General features: G+C 68.4%; 21 protein-coding genes, 2 tRNA genes and 1 pseudogene. 13 read left to right on the forward strand and 11 right to left on the reverse strand.

Annotation, left to right across the window (positions count from 1 at the left end):
- The first annotated feature begins 554 nt into the window (after positions 1–554).
- On the forward strand, positions 555–1,034 hold the full coding sequence (locus ACWD4A_RS05855; protein WP_451189957.1) for an RICIN domain-containing protein: 480 nt from the start codon (positions 555–557) through the stop codon (positions 1,032–1,034).
- Between the two features lie 293 nt (positions 1,035–1,327).
- On the opposite strand, the gene ACWD4A_RS05860 is transcribed toward ACWD4A_RS05855, so the two are convergent.
- Together ACWD4A_RS05860 and ACWD4A_RS05865 are read right to left on the reverse strand one after the other, a co-directional pair.
- A tRNA-Ser gene (locus ACWD4A_RS05860) sits at positions 1,328–1,414 on the reverse strand.
- A gap of 109 nt (positions 1,415–1,523) precedes the next feature.
- On the reverse strand, positions 1,524–2,858 hold the full coding sequence (locus ACWD4A_RS05865) for a hypothetical protein (RefSeq protein WP_451189958.1): 1,335 nt from the start codon (positions 2,856–2,858) through the stop codon (positions 1,524–1,526).
- 269 nt (positions 2,859–3,127) lie between these two features.
- Between ACWD4A_RS05865 and ACWD4A_RS05870 the strand changes: the two genes are divergently transcribed.
- From ACWD4A_RS05870 to ACWD4A_RS05885, 4 genes are all read left to right on the forward strand, one after another.
- A complete protein-coding gene (locus ACWD4A_RS05870; RefSeq protein WP_451189960.1) occupies positions 3,128–3,388 on the forward strand; it encodes a hypothetical protein in 261 nt (86 codons plus the stop codon).
- A gap of 323 nt (positions 3,389–3,711) precedes the next feature.
- Positions 3,712–4,440: a hypothetical protein gene (locus ACWD4A_RS05875; protein ID WP_451189962.1), complete on the forward strand. Its 729-nt coding sequence runs from the start codon at positions 3,712–3,714 to the stop codon at positions 4,438–4,440.
- Positions 4,441–4,445: 5 nt separating this feature from the next.
- The gene (locus tag ACWD4A_RS05880; RefSeq protein WP_451189963.1) at positions 4,446–5,732 is read left to right on the forward strand and encodes a UDP-N-acetylglucosamine 1-carboxyvinyltransferase; all 1,287 of its coding nucleotides are present in this window, start codon (positions 4,446–4,448) and stop codon (positions 5,730–5,732) included.
- Complete coding sequence (locus tag ACWD4A_RS05885) at positions 5,733–6,764, forward strand: serine hydrolase domain-containing protein (RefSeq protein WP_451189966.1); 1,032 nt, start codon at positions 5,733–5,735, stop codon at positions 6,762–6,764.
- A 1,149-nt stretch (positions 6,765–7,913) separates the two neighbouring features.
- Here ACWD4A_RS05885 and ACWD4A_RS05890 read toward each other — a convergent pair.
- Positions 7,914–8,348: a GntR family transcriptional regulator gene (locus ACWD4A_RS05890; protein WP_451189968.1), complete on the reverse strand. Its 435-nt coding sequence runs from the start codon at positions 8,346–8,348 to the stop codon at positions 7,914–7,916.
- A gap of 157 nt (positions 8,349–8,505) precedes the next feature.
- Between ACWD4A_RS05890 and ACWD4A_RS05895 the strand changes: the two genes are divergently transcribed.
- From ACWD4A_RS05895 to ACWD4A_RS05925, 7 genes are all read left to right on the forward strand, one after another.
- Positions 8,506–8,844: an SCO3933 family regulatory protein gene (locus ACWD4A_RS05895; RefSeq protein WP_451189970.1), complete on the forward strand. Its 339-nt coding sequence runs from the start codon at positions 8,506–8,508 to the stop codon at positions 8,842–8,844.
- A complete protein-coding gene (locus tag ACWD4A_RS05900) occupies positions 8,841–9,035 on the forward strand; it encodes a hypothetical protein (RefSeq protein WP_451189972.1) in 195 nt (64 codons plus the stop codon). Before ACWD4A_RS05895 ends, ACWD4A_RS05900 begins: the two co-directional genes overlap by 4 nt.
- Positions 9,032–10,444, forward strand: coding sequence for an FtsK/SpoIIIE domain-containing protein (locus ACWD4A_RS05905; protein WP_451189974.1), 1,413 nt, complete (start codon positions 9,032–9,034; stop codon positions 10,442–10,444). Before ACWD4A_RS05900 ends, ACWD4A_RS05905 begins: the two co-directional genes overlap by 4 nt.
- A 43-nt stretch (positions 10,445–10,487) precedes the next feature.
- Positions 10,488–11,225 (forward strand): DUF2637 domain-containing protein, encoded by a 738-nt coding sequence (locus tag ACWD4A_RS05910; protein WP_451189975.1) that lies wholly within the window; start codon positions 10,488–10,490, stop codon positions 11,223–11,225.
- 135 nt (positions 11,226–11,360) lie between these two features.
- Complete coding sequence (locus ACWD4A_RS05915; protein ID WP_451189976.1) at positions 11,361–12,806, forward strand: replication initiator; 1,446 nt, start codon at positions 11,361–11,363, stop codon at positions 12,804–12,806.
- Complete coding sequence (locus ACWD4A_RS05920; RefSeq protein ID WP_451189979.1) at positions 12,803–13,000, forward strand: helix-turn-helix transcriptional regulator; 198 nt, start codon at positions 12,803–12,805, stop codon at positions 12,998–13,000. Before ACWD4A_RS05915 ends, ACWD4A_RS05920 begins: the two co-directional genes overlap by 4 nt.
- A complete protein-coding gene (locus ACWD4A_RS05925) occupies positions 12,994–14,394 on the forward strand; it encodes a site-specific integrase (RefSeq protein WP_451189981.1) in 1,401 nt (466 codons plus the stop codon). Before ACWD4A_RS05920 ends, ACWD4A_RS05925 begins: the two co-directional genes overlap by 7 nt.
- A 403-nt stretch (positions 14,395–14,797) precedes the next feature.
- Here the strand turns inward: ACWD4A_RS05925 and ACWD4A_RS05930 are convergent, their stop codons facing one another.
- The 3 genes from ACWD4A_RS05930 to ACWD4A_RS05940 form a co-directional block, all read right to left on the reverse strand.
- A complete protein-coding gene (locus ACWD4A_RS05930) occupies positions 14,798–16,138 on the reverse strand; it encodes a Vps62-related protein (RefSeq protein ID WP_451189983.1) in 1,341 nt (446 codons plus the stop codon).
- A 360-nt stretch (positions 16,139–16,498) separates the two neighbouring features.
- Positions 16,499–16,588, reverse strand: a tRNA-Ser gene (locus ACWD4A_RS05935).
- Positions 16,589–16,703: 115 nt separating this feature from the next.
- Positions 16,704–17,219 carry an NUDIX domain-containing protein gene (locus ACWD4A_RS05940; protein ID WP_451189985.1) on the reverse strand — a complete coding sequence of 172 codons (516 nt, stop codon included), beginning with the start codon at positions 17,217–17,219 and terminating at the stop codon, positions 16,704–16,706.
- On the opposite strand from ACWD4A_RS05940, the gene ACWD4A_RS05945 reads away from it, so the two are divergent.
- A complete protein-coding gene (locus ACWD4A_RS05945; RefSeq protein WP_451189987.1) occupies positions 17,207–18,082 on the forward strand; it encodes a glycosyltransferase family 2 protein in 876 nt (291 codons plus the stop codon). The two genes, ACWD4A_RS05940 and ACWD4A_RS05945, sit on opposite strands and share 13 nt — an antisense overlap.
- 6 nt (positions 18,083–18,088) lie before the next feature.
- Here the strand turns inward: ACWD4A_RS05945 and ACWD4A_RS05950 are convergent, their stop codons facing one another.
- The 5 genes and pseudogenes from ACWD4A_RS05950 to ACWD4A_RS05970 all read right to left on the reverse strand — a co-directional run bounded on the left by ACWD4A_RS05950 (position 18,089) and on the right by ACWD4A_RS05970 (position 21,124).
- Positions 18,089–18,373, reverse strand: a complete 285-nt coding sequence (locus ACWD4A_RS05950) for a hypothetical protein (protein WP_451190143.1) — start codon at positions 18,371–18,373, stop codon at positions 18,089–18,091.
- A gap of 45 nt (positions 18,374–18,418) precedes the next feature.
- Positions 18,419–19,152 (reverse strand): annotated as a pseudogene (locus tag ACWD4A_RS05955) (NAD-dependent epimerase/dehydratase family protein); the annotation flags it as partial.
- A gap of 83 nt (positions 19,153–19,235) precedes the next feature.
- Entirely contained in the window at positions 19,236–19,409 is a 174-nt protein-coding gene (locus tag ACWD4A_RS05960) for a hypothetical protein (RefSeq protein WP_451189989.1), read from the reverse strand.
- Entirely contained in the window at positions 19,406–19,837 is a 432-nt protein-coding gene (locus tag ACWD4A_RS05965) for a hypothetical protein (RefSeq protein ID WP_451189991.1), read from the reverse strand. The genes ACWD4A_RS05960 and ACWD4A_RS05965 overlap by 4 nt, the downstream gene beginning before the upstream one ends.
- A 57-nt stretch (positions 19,838–19,894) precedes the next feature.
- On the reverse strand, positions 19,895–21,124 hold the full coding sequence (locus ACWD4A_RS05970) for a helix-turn-helix domain-containing protein (RefSeq protein ID WP_451189993.1): 1,230 nt from the start codon (positions 21,122–21,124) through the stop codon (positions 19,895–19,897).
- Between the last annotated feature and the right edge of the window lie 208 nt (positions 21,125–21,332).

Raw genomic sequence — 21,332 nt, forward strand, 5'->3', positions numbered from 1 at the left:
CAGCAGCACCCGCCAGCGGGATCAACGCCCCGCCTGCGGGTGCCGCACCCGGTTTCGCCCAGCAGTCCAACGAAACCTAGGTTCGTCTCGGCCGCCACGATAGGGAAGGGGCACGACGGTGTCGTCTTCTTCGGTCGGTCACGAGGCATCGGAAGACGACACCCCGGGAAAGCTCCAGCCGGACCGGCTGAAGCGTGACTTCGGCTCAGGTGAGATGACACAGCGGGTGGCAAACGGCAAGCCTGCCGAAGCACTGCAACAAGCAACATAACCGCAGGTCAGAGAAGGTTTCCCCGTTCTCCGGAAAAGAGGAAACGGAGGCAACGTTGACGCATACATGCCCCGGGTGGTCAGATTTTTCGGCACCACTCCTCCCGCAAAAATCGGCACCCGGGATCCCACCGGATACAGCCGCAATCTGTCAGCCCACCTAAAGCTCAGGTGCGTTGACGGGTCACGCAAAGGGCCGGCGAGATCGGCTTTTCACCGGCCAACCCGGGCTGCCCCTTCAAGGACGTTCCGTCCAACGCGGTTTCTACAGAAAGTGGAACGACATGAAGAACACCAAAAAGAGGACGCTGGCCCATCTGGCAGCAGCGGCACTTGTAGCCCCGCTGGCGGTGGTCGCGGTTTCAGGTGAGGCTTCCGCCCGTGATGGTGAAAGCGTGCCCTGGAAAAACGTGGCCACCGGTTTGTGCCTGGACCACGACGGAAGCCATGACGTTTTCACCAGTAAGAACTGCAATCGGACCTGGACCGAGCGCGCCATCAGTGAAGACTCTTCCGGGCAAGGGGTCTACCAGCTTGCATGGCACGTGGCCGGGAAGGACCAGCTGTGCCTCGACAGCAGCGACGCGGGCAAGGTCTACATGAACCCGTGCAACAAGGGTAATTGGCAAAAGTGGCGGCAGCTGCACACCGACAAGGGCTGGAAGATCATCAACGTTGCGACAGGCAGGGCGCTTGACAGCAGCGACGGCGGCAAGGTGTACACGAACCCGGTCAACGGCGGCAAGTACCAGCTCTGGAAGTGACGTTCGAATGACCGGCTCGCCGCGTACACACGCCGTTGCCCGATAGCTCTCAGCCGGGTTCAAGGACGTCGTCGGTCTCGTCCACCGTGAGGATCCGGTAGCTGCACGGGCACACGAACCTCATCGACCAGGCGCTGAACGGCGCCGAGCGATGCCCATGCCGGCCCGTGTACGGCCCGCACGCGCTGGTCAGGGGCGGCATACCGGCGGGCCGACGTGAGACAGGGCGAACACGGAAGGGGTGCCTCGCAGAGCGAGGCACCCCTTCCGACCAGCACCTGCGCCGGCCTCGGCGGAGAGTGTGGGATTTGAACCCACGGTGACATCGCTGCCACGACGGTTTTCAAGACCGTTCCCTTAGGCCGCTCGGGCAACTCTCCCCGCCCCGCCCACCTGCTGCGGAGCGGGTACAGCCTACCGTCTGCCGTTTTCGAACGGGGGTCTGGTCCGCGCCTGGTCCGTGAGCTCCGGGATCACGCCGTGGTCGAGTCAGCTGGCGGTGCCCAGCGCGTCTGCAAGCTGGTCCAAGCCAGGGGTATCTCCGGGGAGCGTCCGATACAGGGCGAGCGCCCTCGTGCGGGTGAGTCCGGTCCGGTACGAGACGGGTAGGACCCCGTACGCCTTGGCGGCGATGTGCGCCGCTTCGGCTCGGTCACCGTCGCGGGCCCGGCAGGCTGCCTGGTCGATGGCGATCAGTGCCCGGGTCATGTGTGACGGCGCGCGTGACAGCTCCAGCGCCCGCGCCTGGGTCTCGTACGCCCGGTCGGTCTCCCCGAGCAGGGTCAGGGCCTGGCTCATGTGGACGTGATGCTTCTGCATCGGGTAGCCGAACCAGGTGTCGGCATGCTGCTGGGGCGTGAGCCGCTCCGCAAGGGACTCGACATCGGACACCGCGTGAAGGGCCTTCTCCGTGTGACCGCCGATGGCGTAAGCCCTGGAGGCGACGGCCGCCGCCAGTGCAGCCGCGGCACTGGGCTTGTCTCCGGCCAGGTGCCGGGCCTGTTCGGCGAGCTGCGCGGCGGCCTGCGGGGCTCCGTAGTTCAGTGGCACCATCGCCTCGCGCCCCAGGACCCACGCATGCAGGAGGTTGTCCCCGGACTGCTCCGCGGCCCGGCCCGCAGTGCGGAACCACCGATGGGCCTCGCGGTGCTGACCAAGATCGTGCAAGACGATCGCGACCATGCCCGCCATCTGGCCGGTCACGTAGCACAGCGTGGCACGGCCCTTGACCGTCTGCGGCCGGTCAAGAAGCATCTTCAGCTCGCCGAAGTCCTCAGCGAGGTTCGACAGCACGTCGGTCGGGGCCTGGCCGTGGTACCCGTATCCGTACCGCTCGGCGGTGCTTTCCCAGAAGCCGAGATCGGATGTCGTGTGGTCGGCGGCGAGGGCGGTGTCGATGTCGTGGCGGGTGGTGGTCAAAGCGGCGAGCCCGGGACCTGCCAGACCGGCAGCGAGCGCGCCGCGCAACACGTCGCGGCGCTTCATGGGGTCTTCTCCATCTTCTTGATGTTGGCGGGGAGTTCGTGAGCCTGTGCTCTCCCATGGCCTCTCGGCCAAGCCTAAGTCCCGGCCCGGAATCCGAAGGCCGTCAGTGACCTTCTCCAGGCCCCGCAAGGACGTGACTTCCCCTTTCCCCCGCGCTATCTGGCTCACTCGCTCTGCACGGATGCCGCACGCCTCGCTGATGCGGTTGAAGCTGATGCCCGCTTCCTCGTGGGCCAGGGCGAACACGGCGCCGACATCACGGCGGGCCAGCGCTTCGGTGACGCGCCGATCATTCAGCAAGCCTGGTGGGAGTGCTGCCGGTGACGCCGGAAGTTCCATGCCTACCCCCTGAGTTGGCGGTACCCCCCACGGAATGTACCCATCGTGGGTGCCCCCTGCATGGGGTTACCGCGCTCGTCGCTCCGTCCTTAACTGGCATCGCCGACTGATCGTCCAAGCCTCGGCATGACACCCCGTACCCGCGGCCCGGCCGTCGGCGCTTCCCCCCTGTCTCGGCGGCCCTGGTGAACAGAAGAGACGGTGATCCCACGATGCACGGCACGGGAACAGGCAGAACCGGCGTCCCTCTGGACGAGGTGACGCACAGCATGGCTGCTGACCAGACGCTCCAGGGCACCTGTGGATCCGGCAATACAGCCATGATCGATCGCGTGGTCCTGATGCAGCAGGACGCCCGTTACGACCACGACTTGGAGGAAGCCCGGCTCCCGGTGGAGGTGCGCCTCCGTGGCGGCGACGCCATCCGTACGGAGTTGGTGCTCGACCCGGGTCAGCTGTACGCGGTAGCCATCCAGGTCGAACGGGCGCTGTCCGCTCGCGAACGAGCCCGTTCGGTGGTGCCGCGGTGATGGGCCGCCACCGGTCGCGCATCGACTACGAAGTCCCGGGCGTGGTCGCCTGGCTGGCCGCCACGGTCGCCGGGTTCTCGCTCCTGGCGTGATCGTCGATCACGACGTGAACGCCGATTCCAGGCACTCGGGGTTCGCGGTGGCCGCCCCGGATGCCGGTCCGGCCGCCGACACCCCCGCCTAGACCGCCTCCGGCGACCGTCAGCGCCCTGCTGCCGGTCGCCGGGGCCTTCAACGCCTGCCCGCAACAGGCCCTATGTTGCCTGTGCGGCGCGCGGGCTTCTCCTCACCTCGGCCCCTTCGACGCTATGGGAGGCGTCCCAATGCAGCAGCACCTTCCTGATTCCGCAGCGATGGCGGATGACGTACGGCTCAGCACGGGCTACTACCTCGACCCCGACGCCCTTGGCCCCTACGTCGCGGGGCTGCTGGCCCGCTGCCGGACCGTGTTCGACATCAAGCCGACCATGGTCGCGGACCTGGACGACCCGGTCGCCTGCGGCCTGGACGCGGACCGGGGCGGCACGATCGAGGACGGAGCGCTGTGCCGGGGCGAGGTCATCGTGCAGGCGGGGGCACGCATCGAAGCTGGGGCACAAGTGACCGGCCCCGTTGTGATCTGCTCCGGCACTGTCATCGGGGCTGGTGCACTGGTGCGGGACTACGCCGTAGTCGGCCCTGGCTGCCGGATCGGCTTCGGCGCGGACATCACCCGTAGCCTGCTGGCCGGGCACATCTTCGCCAAGCACCCCTGCTTCATCGGCGACTCTGTGATCGGTCGCCGGGTCAACTTCGGAGCCTTCTGCTCGACCACCGGCCTGCGGTGCGACCGCGGACCGGTCGCCGAACCGGCGATCGAGGAAATCACCGTCAACCTGGACGGCCACCGGATCGGCAGCGGCCAGACCAAATTCGGCGCGGTCATCGGGGACGAGGTCGCATTGCCTGCCGGGACGATGCTGTCACCGGGCACCCTGATCGGCCCCGGTACCGTGCTCTACCCCCGCGATCACATCGGCGGCTTTCTGCCCGCTGGATCACGGGCCAGGTGACCGGTATGGCCACCGCCCCTGACGGGCTCGTGCGGGTCACCGGTAGCCGGATCCTGGCTGGTCGGTATCCAGTTCAGGGCAGCAAGAACATCGCCCTGCACCTGTATGCGGCAACGCTCCTTGCCAACGTCCCACTGGTCCTGGAGCGGGCGCCGGACATCGTGGACACCGGCGTCTGTGCCCGCATCCTCCAACACACCGGCACCGGTGCGACATTCGACGGCGACCTGTTCGCAGTCACCCCGGCCGACACGTTGAGCCCGGTGATCCACCAAGAGCTCGGTCGGCAGATCCGCACGACCGTAGTACTGGCTGCCGCCGTCCTCGCTCGGGCCGGGGAGGTCGTCTTCCCGTACCCCGGTGGTGACGCGTTCTGCCCCCGGCTGATCGACCGGCATCTAGCGGCAATGCAGGCAGCCGGGGCAGAGATCATCCCCACTGCGACGGGCCTCCGGGCCCTGTCCAGGCGTCGTGGTCTGCGCGCATTCACCGTGGACGTGAACACCCCCTACGGGCCAAGTCTGGGAGCCACGGTGACCGCGCTGCTGCTGGCTGCGCGTACGCCGGGAACCTCGCTGGTCACCAGCCCGAGCACCGAGCCCGAAGTAACCGAGACCTGCCGGTTCCTCGCCGGGCGGGGGGTGGCGATCCGCTGGGACGTCGAAGGGCTGCACGTATCGGGGAGCGACTGGATCGACGGCGGCACCTTCGCAGTGGCAGGCGACCGGATCGCGGCAGCCACCGTCGCCATGGCAGCTGCCGCGACTGGCGGAAGCGTCGACCTGGAAGGCATCACGCTCGCCCACCTTCCCGGGGGACTGATCGCCGCGTTCGCCCGCGCGGGCATCGCCCTCACTGCCGACGGCCAAACCGTCCATGTGCGGCTCGCCGGGACGCTGTCAGGGGTGGAGGCAGCTACCGGCCCCCACCCGGGCCTGCCCACCGACACAGCCCCACAGCTGGCGGCCATGCTCACGCAGGCCACCGGGGCCTCGCTGATCAGTGAACGCGTATACCCGCGTCGCGACACCCACGTCGCCCCGCTGCGGGCCTTCGGCGCGGACATCACCGCCACCGGGTCAATGATCCGCCTGCACGGCCCCGAGCGGCTCCACGCTGCGGACGTGCAGGCTGCGGACATCCGGGCGGTGACGGCGTTGCTGATCGCCGCCCTGGTGGCCGACGGCACCTCTACGATCCGGGGCCTGCACCATTTCCGGCGCGGCTACGGCCATCTGCTCGCCAACCTGGCCAGGCTGGGCGCCGGGATCACCGTCGAACCGGAGGACTAGATGCCCGTACCGTTCAGCACCGATGACACCGCCCGCCTCCACGAAACGCTGCGTGAGGTCGTCGCCGACGGCGCGAGTCCTGGTGGTGTCGTCGTCGCCGGGACCGTCGACGGCCACCAGCACGTCATGGCGGCCGGCGTGGTCGCCCCCGAGTGCGGACCGCAGTCGGGGGCGACCACGCACACCCTCTACGACATCGCGTCCCTGACGAAGGTCGTCGCCACTTGGCCGCTCATCGGCCGCTCCGTCCGGGACGGTCTGATCGACCTGGACGCCCCCGTTCGCGACAGCCTTCCCGCGATGAACGGTGAGGCCCTCAGCGGGGAGGCGACCGTGCGGCAGCTGATCGCGCACACTTCCGGTCTCCGGGCCTCGACCCGCCTGGACCACTACCGGGGTGCGGACCTGCCGCTGCACGAACTCCTGTGCCGCGAACCGCTGGAGGACACCCCGGGCACCCACCGCTACATCAACCGCGGCTACATCCTTCTCGGCCTCGCCCTCGCCCACATCCACCGTCGGCCCCTCGATGAACTCGCGGCTGACATGTGGGGCGAACTCGGCATGCACAGCACGTCCTACGGCCCGGTCACCCGCACGCCCAACGTCGCACCCACCGAACAACGACTCCCCGGTGCCCCACGAACCTGGGGCACCGCGCACGACGACAACGCTGCACTCATGGGCGGCGTGGCCGGACACGCCGGGGTGTTCTCCACCCCCGCTGACCTCGCCACCTACGCCCAAGCCCTTCTCTCCGCCGACGAGACCCACCCGCTGGGCGACTGGCTCGCCTCCAGTCTCGTCCCGCAAGCCGCGATCGAATCAGGCCTCGACCGGGGGCTGTCGTGGATCCTCGCTCACGGTGGCACCGTCGCGTATCACCACGGGTTCACCGGGACGAGCCTCTACCTCGCCCCGTCGACCGGCCGCTACCTGGTGATCTGCACGAACGCCATCTACAACGGCCCGGCCCGGACCCGCCTCGCACCGCTCAGGTCTCTCGCCCTCAAGACGATCTCCTCTACCTGAACAGGGCTCACCTGCACTGGAGTTACTGGCCGATCATGCCTCGCCGCATGGTCGGCCGCCCCCACCAGTCAGCCACGACGCGCCCGCACTCTGACGATCACCCGCCACGTGTGCCTCCCTCAGCCGTCGCGGACAGGTACCACGCTATTGATGTTCGAGCCCCCGCCGACGAGGTCGCGCCACCGCGGGGCTCCGGCAGCACCCGGACGGCTGGGGGCGGGGTCCTGGTGGTGGGGCCCGCCAGGCGGTTCGTCGCGTTGGAAGGTGGCGGCCTGGCCGGTTGGTCGGGGGTCGGCGTTGTTCTCTGCGGTGGGCGAAGCGGCATTGCGCGCTGAGCGGCCGGGGGTCGCCGCTGAGCGGGGCGGAGACAGGAGCGGGCGGCGGCCACGGGCCGCCAGCGCGCGCGGGCCGCGTCAGCGGACCGCCTTGAACAAGTACAGAAACTCTGAACAGCCTGCCAGTTCATCACTGCCCGACGTCGAGAAGCGCCCTGCGTAGACCCATCAACTGGGTCCCTCCGCCCGAGCCCACCCGGCGGGCTCCCCGGGGCTCCGCGACCGCCGCTGAGCTACCTCGGCGGGGCTTCGACCATGTGATGGCGGTGATCCGTTGCAGATCACACTGGGTCGGTTTCTAACCAGTGGCTTATGCATGCGATGATCTTTGAACGTTGATCACCAAGGGGGGTGTGACGGCTGCATAGAGCTGTTTTTCGCGCTGAGTGTCCAGGCTTCTTGGAAGCTGACCGCAGCCGCACGCCCCTTGGCTGGTGGCGCACAATTGGCGGGTTGCCCGCAGACTTTGCACCTACAGATCCGAAGGCCGCGAATGGTCTTTGTCGATCTGGGTCGGTCCGGCTTGCGCACAGAGGAACACGTTCAAAGGAACCCCGCCTCCTCCCCTGCTCTTTGGCCTCGATCGGGCCTGCCGCCTCAAACATAGGCGGCCTTTTCGCATCCGACACGCGCGAACGATCCACTACTGGTGGGCGATTCGCGCAGAACCTTCGCCGGGATGGCGCCGGATGAAGTACATGCACGGGGAGGCACACAGTGAACGAGGTAGACCGCGCGCTGTTGGCAGAGATATCCGCAATGGTCGAACGCCTGAGTAAGACTGCGGCAGAAGTGCGCGAAGAAATGGAGGATGTCAGAACGCGCTACGCCGCTCTGAGTCTTCCAATTGAGCCTTCAGGTGAGCGACTTCCTGCTTGACGGCGGCCATTTCCACGCTCATGAGACGGAGTTCGTCACGGATGGCGCGGAGGGTTTCAGTGAAGGGCCCGGAGGCTTCTTCGCTGGCCGGGCCCACATCTGCCCTACGGACCGGCGCGGACTCCTGATCCGACGCTGCCCGGTCCGTCACGAAGCTTCCGCGACCCTGGACGGTGTAGATCAACGCTTCGTCGCGGAGGACTCTTAGCGCGCTGCGGGCCGTCATGTTGGCAATACCAAATCGCTCCTGCAACTCGCGGTGCGAGGGGAGTTGATCGCCCGGCTTGAGCCTGCCTGACTCGATCTCCTGCCGGATGGCCTCGGCGGCCTGCTGGTACGGCGGGCGCTGGTCATGAGTCGGCGGCGTCATGCCCCAAGGGTAGCCCGGGTTAGCTCACTTATCACAGCCCTTCCAGCCCACCCCAGACGAAGACACTGATAGCTAGCTCACTTGACATGGCTAGCCCAGCTAGGTCTACTTGATCTTGCCGGTGATCACCGGCGACCTAGCGAAGGGAAACCAACTCATGGCTATGACGCGTATCCGCGTGGGCCTGCTGCCGTCCGCGGTGATGATGGCCGGCACCATGCCCGCGCCGAAGATCAAGGACCCGGCCACGGGCGAGATCGCGACGGACCGCGACTCGGGCGAGAGCCTGTACACGGTGACGGCGATGCTGATGGAGGACGGCCGCGCCGAGATCATGAAGATCACGGTTCCGCAGTCCGGTCTGCCCCAGGGCCTGGCCCCCGGAAGCCCGCTGCGGCCGGTGGACCTGTTCGCCACTCCGTGGGCACGGATCTTCAACGGTTCGCTCTCCGACGGTGTCGCCTACCGGGCGTCGGCTCTGGAGCTGGTGCAGTGATCCCCGCCGGAGAGAGGGTCTACCCGGTGTCCCCCAAGGGCGTGAGTGACGCCCGGTTCACGGTCGGCCTGGCCCTCGACATCAGCGCGCTTCTTGAGTCGCAGGGCTACCCGAGGCTCAGCGGCCGGGACTTCGTGGACCTGCAACTTGCGCTGATCCGCTTCTTGTACGGCGGTGGTGGTGCTCAGTGAGTCTGACGGATGTTGTGGAGGTCGCCCCGGTTGTCGCCGGGGTGGCCTTCGCCCTGATCCTCACCGCGGTTGTTCTGAGCTGGGTGTTCGGGATCGTGCGGTACGTGCGGGCCGACCGGATGTTGCGGGCGAGCATGCGGCAGGCGTTCATGATCCGCCGTCGCTGGCGGCGCCTGGCCCGGCTGGCCGGTCTGACGGTGACCGACCGGACGCCGACGTTCATGGACGAGCTGACCACGAAGGAAGGCAAGACCCCGAAGCCGCGGGTGCGAACGCCCCGGATCACGGTCACTGCCGATCACTACGGGGTCATCGTGCGGGCCGTCTGCCTGCCGAAGGTCGGGCTGGAGGAGTTCCAGCGCGCGGCCCCGTACCTGGCGGACGCGTGGCGGTGCACCAGGGTCTCCGTCCTCCCCGACGGCCCCGGCCGGGTCGTGATCCGCGGGGTGCGCGTGGACCCCCTGAGCGCCCCCACCGACCACGTTCCGACCGGGGAGGAACCTGCGGACCTCGCCACCTGGGACCTGGGCCTGGACGAGTACGCGGAGCCGATGAACGTCGGTCTCGACGGTGTTCCCGGCATGACCGTGGCCGGACTCCCCGGCTATGGGAAGACCAGCCTGATCAACAAGTTCATCTGCGACATGGCGCCGTCTCCGGCGGTGCAGTTCGCGGTGGCGGACGGCAAGGTGTCCGCTGCCCATGAGGGCGATTACGCGGACGTCATCGGCCGTCTCTTCGCCTTCGTCGGTGACGACCTGGCCGAAGCGAACGCGCTCTTCAAACGGCTGGTGAAGCTGCGTCGGGACCGCTCCGCCTCGGTCCGCAGCGTCCTCGGCGTCACGAACATGTGGCACGTCGGCCCGTCGGCGTCGTGGCCACTGACTGTCCTGGTCATCGACGAAGCACATACCTACTTCCGCGACTACAAGGGCAACGATCCGGAGACGAAGAGGCTCGCCGCGCTCGCCGCGGAGAATCAGCGGCTCGTAGAAGACCTGGTGAAGAAGGGCCGTTCCGTCGGCATCCTGGTCATCCTCGCCACGCAGAAGAGCACCGGTGACGCGATCCCCACATTCATCCGGGACGTGTGCCCGGTCGGGCTGTCGTTCGCTCAGCGGACCGCGGAAGCCTCGGTTGCCGCGCTCGGTGACGACATCCGCAACTGGCCCGACGCCAACCCCGTCTCGCTGCAAAGCCCGGTCTACCGGGGTGTGGCGTCCATGGCCATCCAGGGGCGCCCCGGGTACACCCGCATCCGCACCCCGTTCGTGGACCCGGCCGACGCTGCCTGGGTCGCGGAAGCAACCGCCCACCTCACCCAGGACCCTGCCGAACTCCTCGCCGCCTTCACCGGCCCGCACGGCCTGGAGGCGGAGTTCGAAGGCGTGGAGGCGGAAGTGGCCTGACCTGCCCGGCACTCAACCCTTTCGTGAAAGGAGGTGAATCCTCATGGTGGAGAACCGGATCACTCAGCGCACGGTGACCGTGGTCATGGTCGTCATCGCCGGGCTGGCGTTCGTCTTCTCCTTCGGCAACGTCTGGGCCCTGGCCCTGCGCCTCGGTGTCCCGGCCCCGGTGGCCCCACTGATCGCTCCCATGGTCGACCTGTCCGTGGTCGGCCTCCTGGTGGGCCTGCGCTACCTGTCCCTGCGCGGCGTCCCGGCGGCAGAGCTGAAGGCGGCAACCCGCCTGATGCACCTGTCCGGCCTGCTGACCCTGGCACTCAACATCGCCGAACCCATCGCCGCCGGGCACTACGGCCGCGCCGCCGTCGACGCCGTCGCCCCGCTCCTCCTCCTCGGCTGGGGCCAGGTCGGCCCGCAACTCCTGCGCCACTTCCACACCGTCACCACACCCGACCCCGAACCCGCCGTCGAGGCCGCCCCCGCGGCTGAAGCCGCGGTGACCGAACCGGTCCTCGACACCCCGGCGCCCGTCGCGGAGCCTGAGCCTTCCCCGACTCCGGTACAGGCGCCCGCCCCGGTCCCGCCACCCCGGCCGGCGCCCCTGACCCCCGCGGCCGGACCCGCCCTTGCGGTACCTGAGCCACTACTGATGGCGGCCCGCACCATCGCGGAGTCCCACCGTGCAGAGCACGGGGCGCCCATCACCGTGCCCCAGCTGAAGGCCCGGCTCGGCGTCGGCCTCCCGCTGGCCACTGCGGCGCACGCCCAGCTCACTGCCTGACCTTTCCCGCCGACTCCGGCGACCCCTGTCCGTCCCGCCTCGATCCGCCATGCCCTCCGGCAGCAACCCGGCCGCCCTGCCGTGCGGTTGCTGCCGGGGCGGCGGCCTCAGCACCAGCAAGAAAGGCCCGACGGCATGACCCGCCTCCTCGACCTCCGCCACGTCGCCAGCCCCGCCGTCCGCGACCTGATCGAGCTGGTCAACCTCCCCGACTTCGACCGCGTGCAGGAACAGGTCCGGCAGGTCCGCGGGTGCACCCGACCCGTACAGCTCATGGGCTCGACCGCCACCGTCGACGCCACCACGCAGGAGATCCTGCGGTCCTACTCGACCGCCGACGAGCCGACCGGGCGCCTGCTGACGACCTGCGGCAACCGCCGCGTCTCCCGCTGCCCTTCCTGCTCCCGCACCTACGCCGGAGACACCTACCAGCTGATCAAAGCCGGGCTGACCGGCGGCAAGAACATCCCCGAGACTGTTCGCGCCCACCCCCGCGTCTTCGCCACCCTCACCGCACCCAGCTTCGGCCCGGTCCACAGCAACCGCACCACCAAGACCGGCAAAACCCTGGGCTGCCGCTGCGGCCGGACCCACCCCGACGGCGCCCCCGTCCTCGGCACACCGCTGGACCCCGACCGGTACGACTACGCGGGCGCCGTCCTGTGGAACGCCCACGCAGGCGAACTGTGGGCCCGCTTCACCACCTACCTCCGCCGCTACGTCGCCCGCGCCCTCGGCCTGCCGCTCAAGGAGTTGAAGGACCACCTGCGGCTCTCCTACGCCAAGGTCGCCGAGTACCAGCGCCGCGGCCTCGTCCACTTCCACGCAGTCATACGCTTCGACGGCCCCGACGGCAGCACCCAGCCCCCGCCCGCCGCCGCCACGATCGAGGTACTCACCGACGCAATCACCTCTGCCGCCGGGCACGTCACGCTCTCCGTGGACTCCACGACGACCGGGCCGAAGCTGCTGCGATGGGGCGAACAGATCGACGTCCGCGAGATCGCCGAAGCCTCCGGCGACGCCCCGTTGAGCGATGAGGCCGTGGCCGGCTACGTCGCCAAGTACGCCACCAAGGGCGCCGAGTCCGCCGGGACCGTTGACCGGCCGCTGCACTGCTACCCCTGCGCGGGCACCGGGACCACCGTCACCGAGAAGGGCGCCTGTCGCCCCTGCGGCAAGTGCCACGGCACCGGACAGGCCGAACCCCTCGACACCCTCAAGGTCAGCCGTCACGCCCGCCGCATGATCGAAACGTGCTGGGACCTCGGCGGCCTGGCGGAGCTCGCCGAACTCCGCCTCCGCAAGTGGGCCCACATGCTCGGCTTCCGCGGCCACTTCTCCACCAAATCCCGCCGCTACTCCACCACCCTCGGCGCCCTCCGCGACGTCCGCCGCACCTGGCACCGACCCACCGAGCACGACGCTCCCACTGGGAGCGAAGAAACGATTCTCGTCGTTTCCGACTGGCGCTATCTCGGCTCCGGTTACAGCTCCGGCGAACACCTCCTCGCTGCCCAAGTCCGCCACCACATCGATCAAGAACGACGCGCCACCACCGAAGGGGAGCCCTGGCAGTGAGCACCACCCGAACCCCCGCCCTGACCCTCCCCGAGGTCCTCGAAGAGATCCGCATGAGCCGCGCCGCCTTCTACCGCATGCGCGCACGCGGCAAGGCACCCAAGATCCTCAAGCTCCCCAACGGACAGCTCCGCGTCCGCCGGGCCGACCTCGACACCTGGTTCGCCGCCTGCGAGGAGTCGATGGCGTGCTGACCTACGACGTGAAGTTCTGGGACATCCGGACCAGAAAAGGCCGCCCCAAACCGCACATGGTCCGGTGGGTGGTCGGCGGCCGGGAGCACTCCAAGAGCTTCCGGCTCTGGGAACAGGCGGACGGCCGACGATCGGAACTGCTGTCGGCCCTCCGCAAACGCGAGCAGTTCGATACAGAGACCGGTCTCCCCGCCGGGGAACTGCTCGCACGCAACACCCCGACCTGGTTCGAGCACGCCAAGGCGTACGTCCTCATGAAGTGGCCGGACACCTCAGCCAAACACCGGGCCAGCATCGCCGAGGCCCTGGCCATCGTGACGCCCGTCCTGGTCGACACCACCCGTGGCGCCCCCGGCCCCAAAGTCATGCGACAGGCCCTCTACGCCTGGACGTTCAGGCTGTGCAAGGACGACCAAGGCAAGTGGGTGAGCCGCCTGGAGGTCGAGGAACCGCCCGCCGACGTCGTAGCGGCTCTGAGCTGGCTATCCAAGCACTCGCTGGTGATCACTGAGGCAGCCAAGCCTGATCATCTGCGTGCGGCTCTCCGGGCGCTGGCCCTGAAGCTCAACGGCGAAAGGGCCGCCGAGAACACCGAGAAGCGCAAGCGCATGGTCCTGAGCAGTGTTCTCGGCTACGCCGTCGAACGCGAGATCTTCATGGTCCACCCGATGAAGCGCATCAGCTGGTCTCCGCCGCCGACAGACGACGAGATCGATTTCCGGTACGTCCCGGACCCGCGGCTCGCGAGATCGCTGATACAGGCGGTGAAGGATCAAGGGCCGCGCGGCGAACACCTCGAAACCTTCTTCGGCTGCCTGTACTACGCCGCCACGCGCCCCGGCGAGGCAGTGGCGGTCAAAGAGTCGGACTTCATCCTGCCGCCCGAGGACGACGAAAAAGCCTGGGGAGAACTCCTTCTTGACGAGAGCCGCCCCGAGGTCGGCTCAGGCTGGACGGACGACGGCAAGTCCTACGAGAAACGCGGCCTGAAGCGCCGCGCCCGGCGGGCCACCCGATCAGTGCCCATCCCACCGGTATTCGTAAGGATGGTCCGCACGCACATCAGGACATACGGCGTCGCCCCCGACGGCCGAATCTTCCGCGCCACACGCGGCGGCCGGGTCCGCTCCACCGAATACTGCGAACTGTGGCAGACCGCCCGCGAAATGACCCTCACCCCAGAGGAGTTGAAGACCCCCCTGGCAGAGGTGCCGTACGCCCTCCGCCACGCCGGAATCTCTCTCTGGCTCAAAGCCCGAGTCGAACCGGCCGAGGTGGCACGACGGGCGGGCCACAGCATCGCTGTCCTGTACCGCTTCTACGCAAAGATCATCCGAGGCATCCAGCAGAAAGCCAACGAACTCATCGACCAAGCTCTCAACGACGCTTCCTGAACACCGACTCGCAGCTCCTCTCCGACCGTCCCGACACGGTCAGAGGGGAGCTCTTGCGTTGCTGGTACGACAAGCCGTCCCCCTGCCTCGTTGCTCCGGGCGTTCCAGGCCGTCCTTCGATCGGGTGACAGAACGGCAAGTGTCGGTTCCGGCTCGGCGCTTCAGTGGCTCGCTCAAGACTTCAGCGAGCGCTTCACCAGAACGCGGCGCTGATGAAACCCAAGTCGCCAGAAGAGCCGGGGCATGCACGGCCCCCGGCCTCGTAAGTAGCGGAGGGCCGGGGGCGGTGGTTGCGGCAGGGCAGGGCCTGGTCGGGGTTCATGCGATCGGATGCCTGTCGGGCTGAAGACCCAGGAGGCGTGGACCGGTTCCCGGACCGGTGTCGGCCGCTTGTCGGTGGCGGTCAGGGAAGGATGATCGAGGTCAGGTCCTCGGGGAGGTTCGATTCGACCGTGCCGAAGGGTTCGACATCCGTTGCGGTGGTGTCGCTGACCGCGCCCTTTTCGGCAGCGGCGACCGGTGGGTACTGGGTGTAGGTGCGCGATTCGACGTCAAAGACCAGTGCGGCTTGACCGACGACGTCTCCGTCGCGGCGCACGGCCCGGATCTCGTGCCGGGGCGACCAGGCCACGGCCGAGGTCCTCGGGGCCGTGCGCAGGGTCCAGGTGAAGTTCTGCTGCTGCATGACGCTCACCTCGGTGCGTGTGCTGTAACCGAGTTCCCGGGTCACGCTCGTCTCCACACCGGCCGAGAGCCCCTTGACCTCGATGCCGACCTTCGCGGTGACGGTGACGCCGGTCTTGGACGAGAACTCCTTGCTCTTGGACTCGGTGACGCCGGTGGTCACCGACTGGGTCGGTTCCTGAGGTTGACCGCCGTTGGAGTTGTCGTTGTGCATCTGCGCGAAGTAGCTGGTGCGCCGTTCCATGGTGTAGAAGGGCGAGTTCGCCGTCTGCCAGCCGGGTGTCTTGCCCGGGTCGGACACCACCGTGCACGGCACTGTCACCTGCCGGTCCATGACCTTCGGGGTTTCCCTGGGGTCGGGGAAGGCGTGGGAGGTCTGCCGAGGGGCGGGAGCGGGGTTCTGCTTGAGTACCACCGCCGGCAGGTCGAGGACGTACACGGTGCGGTTGGGCCTGTCCCAGGAGTCGCCCCGCGCGACGAAGCCACCGACGTCCAGCAGCAGGCGCTCGGTGCTGTCCAGCGGGTAGGCGGGGGGAACGACCGACCACACGCCGCAGTTGCCGTCCTTGGCGCCGCTGCCCCTGTCGTGCCAGATCCGCGCACCGATCTCGCCCTCCCGGACGTAGCTGCGTCCGCCCACGGCACCCTTGCGCACGCACACGAAGCTGCCGAGCTTGGGCGCGTCCCAGTACCCGGTCCACACATCGCCCAGGGCCACATAGCCGTCCGGCGGGATCGGACGCCACACGGCCCCGTTCGCCTTGGCGCCGCTGCCCCGGTCCGTCCAGATCCGCTCGAAACGGACGGGGGGCTTCAGCAGCTCGTCGGCGGGGTTGACACCGCGAGCGACGACGACGGCAAACTTGCCGGTCAGGCTGCTGTGATCAGGCCGCGCGACGTGTGCCAGAACCGTCCAGCCACCCATCCAGTCGGCGTACTCCATCTGGGGGGCGTGCGCGGAGAAGTTCTCCTTTGCCCCGCTTCCTGCGTCCGTCCACAGTGTGCCGAAATGCGAGGTGACGGCGATATCGAGCGCGCCGTAACGAATGCTGGTGGCCACGAAGAACCCCTCCCACATGCAGCGAATACGGTCGGCGTACGAGCGATAACCGTATGGTGTGTCAGGGGCGGTCGCGTAGGGCCACATCCAGCCATGCGAACCAGGAGCACCTTTGCTGGGCTCAGCCCTATCAGGAGAGCGTGGTGTTCGGCTGAGGGTGGGCGGCCCGGTCACGTGGGCAGTTCGGCCACCGTCAGATGTGACGGCTCAGGGCACATGACCGCCCGGACCTTGGTCCGCGCCTGGTCCGCACGCGCCGGTTCGACCTGGGAAACAGGCGGTACGAGGTGAGACACGCCCCCAACGCGAAAGAGGTGCCCCATCCCGGGACACCTCTTCTGACCTGCACTAACGCAGCACTGGCGGAGACTGTGGGATTCGAACCCACGGTGACGTTGCCGCCACTACGGTTTTCAAGACCGTTCCCTTAGGCCGCTCGGGCAACTCTCCCCTGCCCCGCCCTACCTGCGGCGGAGCGGGCTACAGCCTACCGTCTGCCGCTCTCGAACGGAGGTCTGGTCCGCGCCTGGTCCGCGGACTCCGGAAAGCGGGCCGTGCAGCCGCGTTACGCCCCCGCTGTCTCCCGCACGTGCTGTTCGATCACGGCTCGGGCCCACGGCGCCATGACCAGCCGGGACAGCATCGCGGCGGGGAACCAATGCAGCATCACGCCTTCCGTGAGGGCGAGCTCTCCCGCGTCACCATCCCAGTGCCCGACGAACACCGTGATCCGCCCGTCGACACCGTCCGGCTCACGCACGGGGACCACGGCATACGGGCGGAGGTCCGGCACGACGAGACCGGCTTCTTCCTCCAGCTCCCGAGCGACGGCGTCCGCCGGGCTCTCCTCGTCGCTGTCACGGCCGCCGCCCAAGAGGGACCAGGCACCCGGATCACAGATCCCGGGGATGTTGTCCCGCAGGTGCAGCAGGTAGTCACCCCTCCCGTTGGTGATGACGGCTGCTGTGCCCTTCGGCTCCTGGCTGATCAACGTGTCCCCCGCCCGGCTGTGGTTCTGGAAGCCGCTAGCATCGCGGAACCACCGGGCGGAGGAGGGAGCGTTCAGCCGTGCGTCACCCACGCGTAGGGGTCGCCATCTTGACGATGGGGAACCGGCCCGAAGAGCTGCGCGCGCTCCTGGACTCGGTTGCCAAGCAGGACGCCGCGCCCACCCAGGTCGTGGTCATCGGCAACGGCTCTCCGCTGCCCCCACTGCCGGACGGCGTGACCGGGGTGGAGCTGCCGGAAAACCTGGGCGTCTCCGGCGGGCGGAACGTGGCCCTGCGGGTCCTGCAAGACGCCGGGGACGTGGACCTGGTCGTGGACCTGGACGACGACGGCCTACTGATCAGCCCCGACGTCTTCGGCCACCTCCAAGCGCTCTACGAGCAGGACAGTCGTCTCGGCATCGTCAGCTTCCGGATCGCCGACGAGACAGGACACACCCAGCGTCGGCACGTCCCGCGGCTTCGGGCCTCGGACCCGTTGCGGGGCGGGCTGGTAACCACGTTCCTCGGCGGTGGGCACGCCCTGTCGGTGCCGATGCTGGAGGAGATCGGCGGGTGGCCGGAGGAGTTCTTCTACGCCCACGAGGAGACGGACCTCGCCTGGCGGGCCCTGGACGCCGGATGGAAGGTGCTCTACGAACCGGCGCTCGTGCTCCAGCACCCGCGCACCCTGCCGACCCGCCACGCGGTCTACCACCGGATGGTCGCGCGCAACCGTGTGTGGCTCGCCAGGCGCCATCTGCCCGCCGTCCTCGCCCCGGTCTACCTCGGGGTGTGGGCCCTGCTCACGCTCGCCCGGAGCCGTTCCCTGGGTGGACTCAGGGCGTGGGCGGGCGGCTTCGCGGAAGGGCTCCGAACGCCGTGCGGGCGGCGCCAGCCGATCAAGTGGGCCACGGTGTGGCGCATGACCAGGCTGGGCCGCCCGCCGATCATCTAGCCGGGCTCAGACCGCCCGGAGACTGGATGCGGCGGCAAGCTTCCGCATCCACCCCGGCGTGGCTTCCGGCGTCTCGTTGATCCACTTCACGTAGCGGTCCACGCCCTCCTCGACCGTGATGCCCGGCTTCCAGCAGAGGGCACGCCGCATGCGGTACCCGTCCGCGTAGCCGCCCATGGGGTCGCCCGCGGGCAAGGGACGCTCGATCACCGTGGCGTCGGGGTAGTGCGTCAGGACGCGGTCGGCGATGCTGCGGATGCTCGTCGGCCGCCCGGTGCCGATGTTCAGCACCTGTCCGGCGGCATCCGGGGCGATCAGGGCCCGGATCGTGCCTTCGGCGATGTCCTCGACGTGGACGAAGTCGCGGACCTGGCGCCCCCGCCGTTGAGTTCCAGCGGCAGACCGAGGCTGGCGCGCATGGCGAGCCATGCGACCACCCACGAGTGGGAGTTCTCCTTCACGGTCTGCGGCTCGCCGTAGACGCTGAAGTACCGGACGACCACGTACGGCACTTCCAGGGGCCCGAGCGTGATCTTCACCTGGTGCTCACCCCACAGCTTCGTGTTGCCATAGACCGACAGCGGCGCCGGGGCGTCGTCCTCGTTGAACTGGACGGGCTCCCCTTGCTGCAACATCCGGCCGTTGCCGTAGACGCTCGCGGACGAGGTGAAGCACAATCGCTTGATCCGGTCCGCGCGTGCGGCTTCCTCCAGCACCACCTGTGTGCCATGGACGTTTGCTTTGAGGGCCGCGCGGGGGTCTCGGGTGCAGGCGGCGACGTCCGCCATCGCGGCGGCGTGGATGACGTAATCCGACTGGCCGATGACGTGCCGCATCAGAGCCCGGTCGGATACGTCGCCGACCACGGTGTCGGGGTGGCGAGTGTCGATGCCGAACAGGTCCGAGTAGACCTCGGGCGGGTAGGCGTCGAGTTTTCCGACGACGATCACGCGGGCTCCGGCCTCGCGCAGTTGCACCGCGATGCGGCTGCCGATCAGCCCGCCGCCGCCCGTGACGGCAACGGTCTTGTCGCTGAACTCGGACAAGGGGTTGGGCGTGCTGTGTTCCACGGAAGTCTCCGTTTCACTGGTGATGTGTGTTCGACGCGCCGACCTCCGGGCCTTCGACGTCCGGAGGCCGGCTGAGGTGAGGCTCAGAAGGTCGGTGCCTGGTCCGGTGCCTCGATGGACGTCACGGCGTGGTGGCCCTGGTCGTTCGCCACTTCCAAGCCGAGGACGGCGAGCGTGCCGACGGTGCCGAGTGCCCAGATCCAGGCCAGGGCCGCGCCCAGGGGGTCCATGACCGCGGGGAGTTTCCGGTGTCTCACGGGGTGCTCGCCCCCTCTCGGTCCCGCACCAGCCGCGCCAACTGGGCCACATGGGTGGCAAGTTCATCCAGCGTGACGACGAAGGTCGATTCCTCGGTGGTGCCGTCCTCGTGGTGCAGGAGGATCGGAACAGCGCCCTGCCTCGCTCGGGCGTCGTACGAGACCTCGCCCGCTGGGGTGACGTGGGTGATCGTGCAGACAGGGCGGAGAGTGGAACCGTCGGCGGCGGCCGACCATTCGTCGCCGCCCTCCGGGGGCCGCAGGTGGTACGTCAGGCAGGCGATTCCGTCAGGGATGCCCACGACAACACCGCGCTTCCAGCGCTTGATGTCATAGGCAAGATCGCCGAGTTGAGGCTTCCAGCCGGGGGTCGCGTCATGTAACGCGCGACGCCTGGCCGTGTCTTGCTCGGTGCGTCGTCCGCTCATGCCCCGGGAAGGTAGGGACTCCCCGGGGTCCGAATATGAGCCGGAGGAATACGACCTCTATCCGTCCAGGTGGAAGCGGTCGGACATCCTTCGCAGCCGCTCGCGAGTGCCGGCCCGCTCGGCATAGACGATCTTCCGGAGTGTGGCGCGGGCAATCGGGTGGTTGCGGATGAGCTGGGGTGCGATGCGCTCGGCCTTCTCCAGCTCGGCCAGCGCCTTGTCGCGGTTGCCGTCCCACAGCCACGCGCGTGCGACGTCCATGTGGTGGTGGCCCTTGCGGGAGTTGGGCAAGGCTGCCAGGGCGACGACGTCGGCACGCCGGTTTATGGTCAGGGCCTTCGTCTGGTCGCCCAGCTCAAGTGCGACGCTGATGGAATGGATCTCCACGTTCCCGGCGGAGAACGTCAGCGAGTGCCGGTCGTAGACGGGCATGCTCCGGCGCTCGGCCACACGGTCGCCGGCTGCGCGGGCATGCTGGATGCGGTCCTCGGTCTCCTGCACCTTCTGCGCCCTGGAAGCCGACACGGCAGCCCGCAATTGCAGCGAGCCCCACACCCGGAGAGCCAAGGCGTCGCCTCGGTCGTACTCGCTCTGGACGCTGCGTAGCGCCTTGTCCGACAGAGCCAAGGCGTCGTCCCAGTCCGCGGTCGCCCACATGTCCCACACCCGCATCCAGTCCGCGACGGCGGGCATGAGCGGGTCTCCGGACAACTGGGCTGACCACGAAGCGCGTTCGCACGCCATAGCGACGAGTTCCGGGTGCCCCATGGCGTGAGCGGCCGTGTGGGCGAACTTGCAGCACACGGCGTAGACGGCGAACGCTTCCTCCCGCTCGTGGCCGGTGGAGACCTCGGCGAGCGCACGAGCCTCGCGCAACAGATCCGGCAGGCACCGCAGGATGGCGACGTTTGCCGCCGCGTCCCGCAACCGGTGCAGCCGCTTCATGTCCTGCCACAGCTCACCCGAGGAACGCGGGGTTCCCTCGAACACCGGCGCCAGGTCGTACCGGCGGAGCTCCCGCAGGATCGACGACGCCGCGACCTGCCACTGGTTCTCGGACGGTGAGCTCGTGTACGGGCGCCTTATCAGGTCGTTCGGGTGCAAGTGCAGTTCGGATGCGACCTGGTTCAGCAGTCCCACGCGGTCAAGCTCAATCTGGCCCCGCTCCATCTTCGAAACCCACCCCTGCGACTTGCCCAGGGCGGCGGCGAGGTCGGCTTGCGGCATACCCAGACGAAGGCGGGCACGGCGTACACGGCGGCCGATTTCCTCGGCTTCCTCCAGCATCAGCGCACCCCCTGCTCCGCCGCTGCGGGCACGTGCCGACGGTTCTTTTGGGTTCGAAGGCAAGGCATCGTGACTCCGTCCGGTCCGCGTCATGCTCGTACGCTGAACGGTACAGAGGCGGTGCCCTGGCTGGTAAGCGCCCTCTTCCCCGACGGCGCCCCTGGCCGGCCACCCCAAGAGACGGTCACCCCCACCAGCCAGCCACGAC

Source organism: Streptomyces sp. NPDC002537 (genome assembly GCF_053594975.1).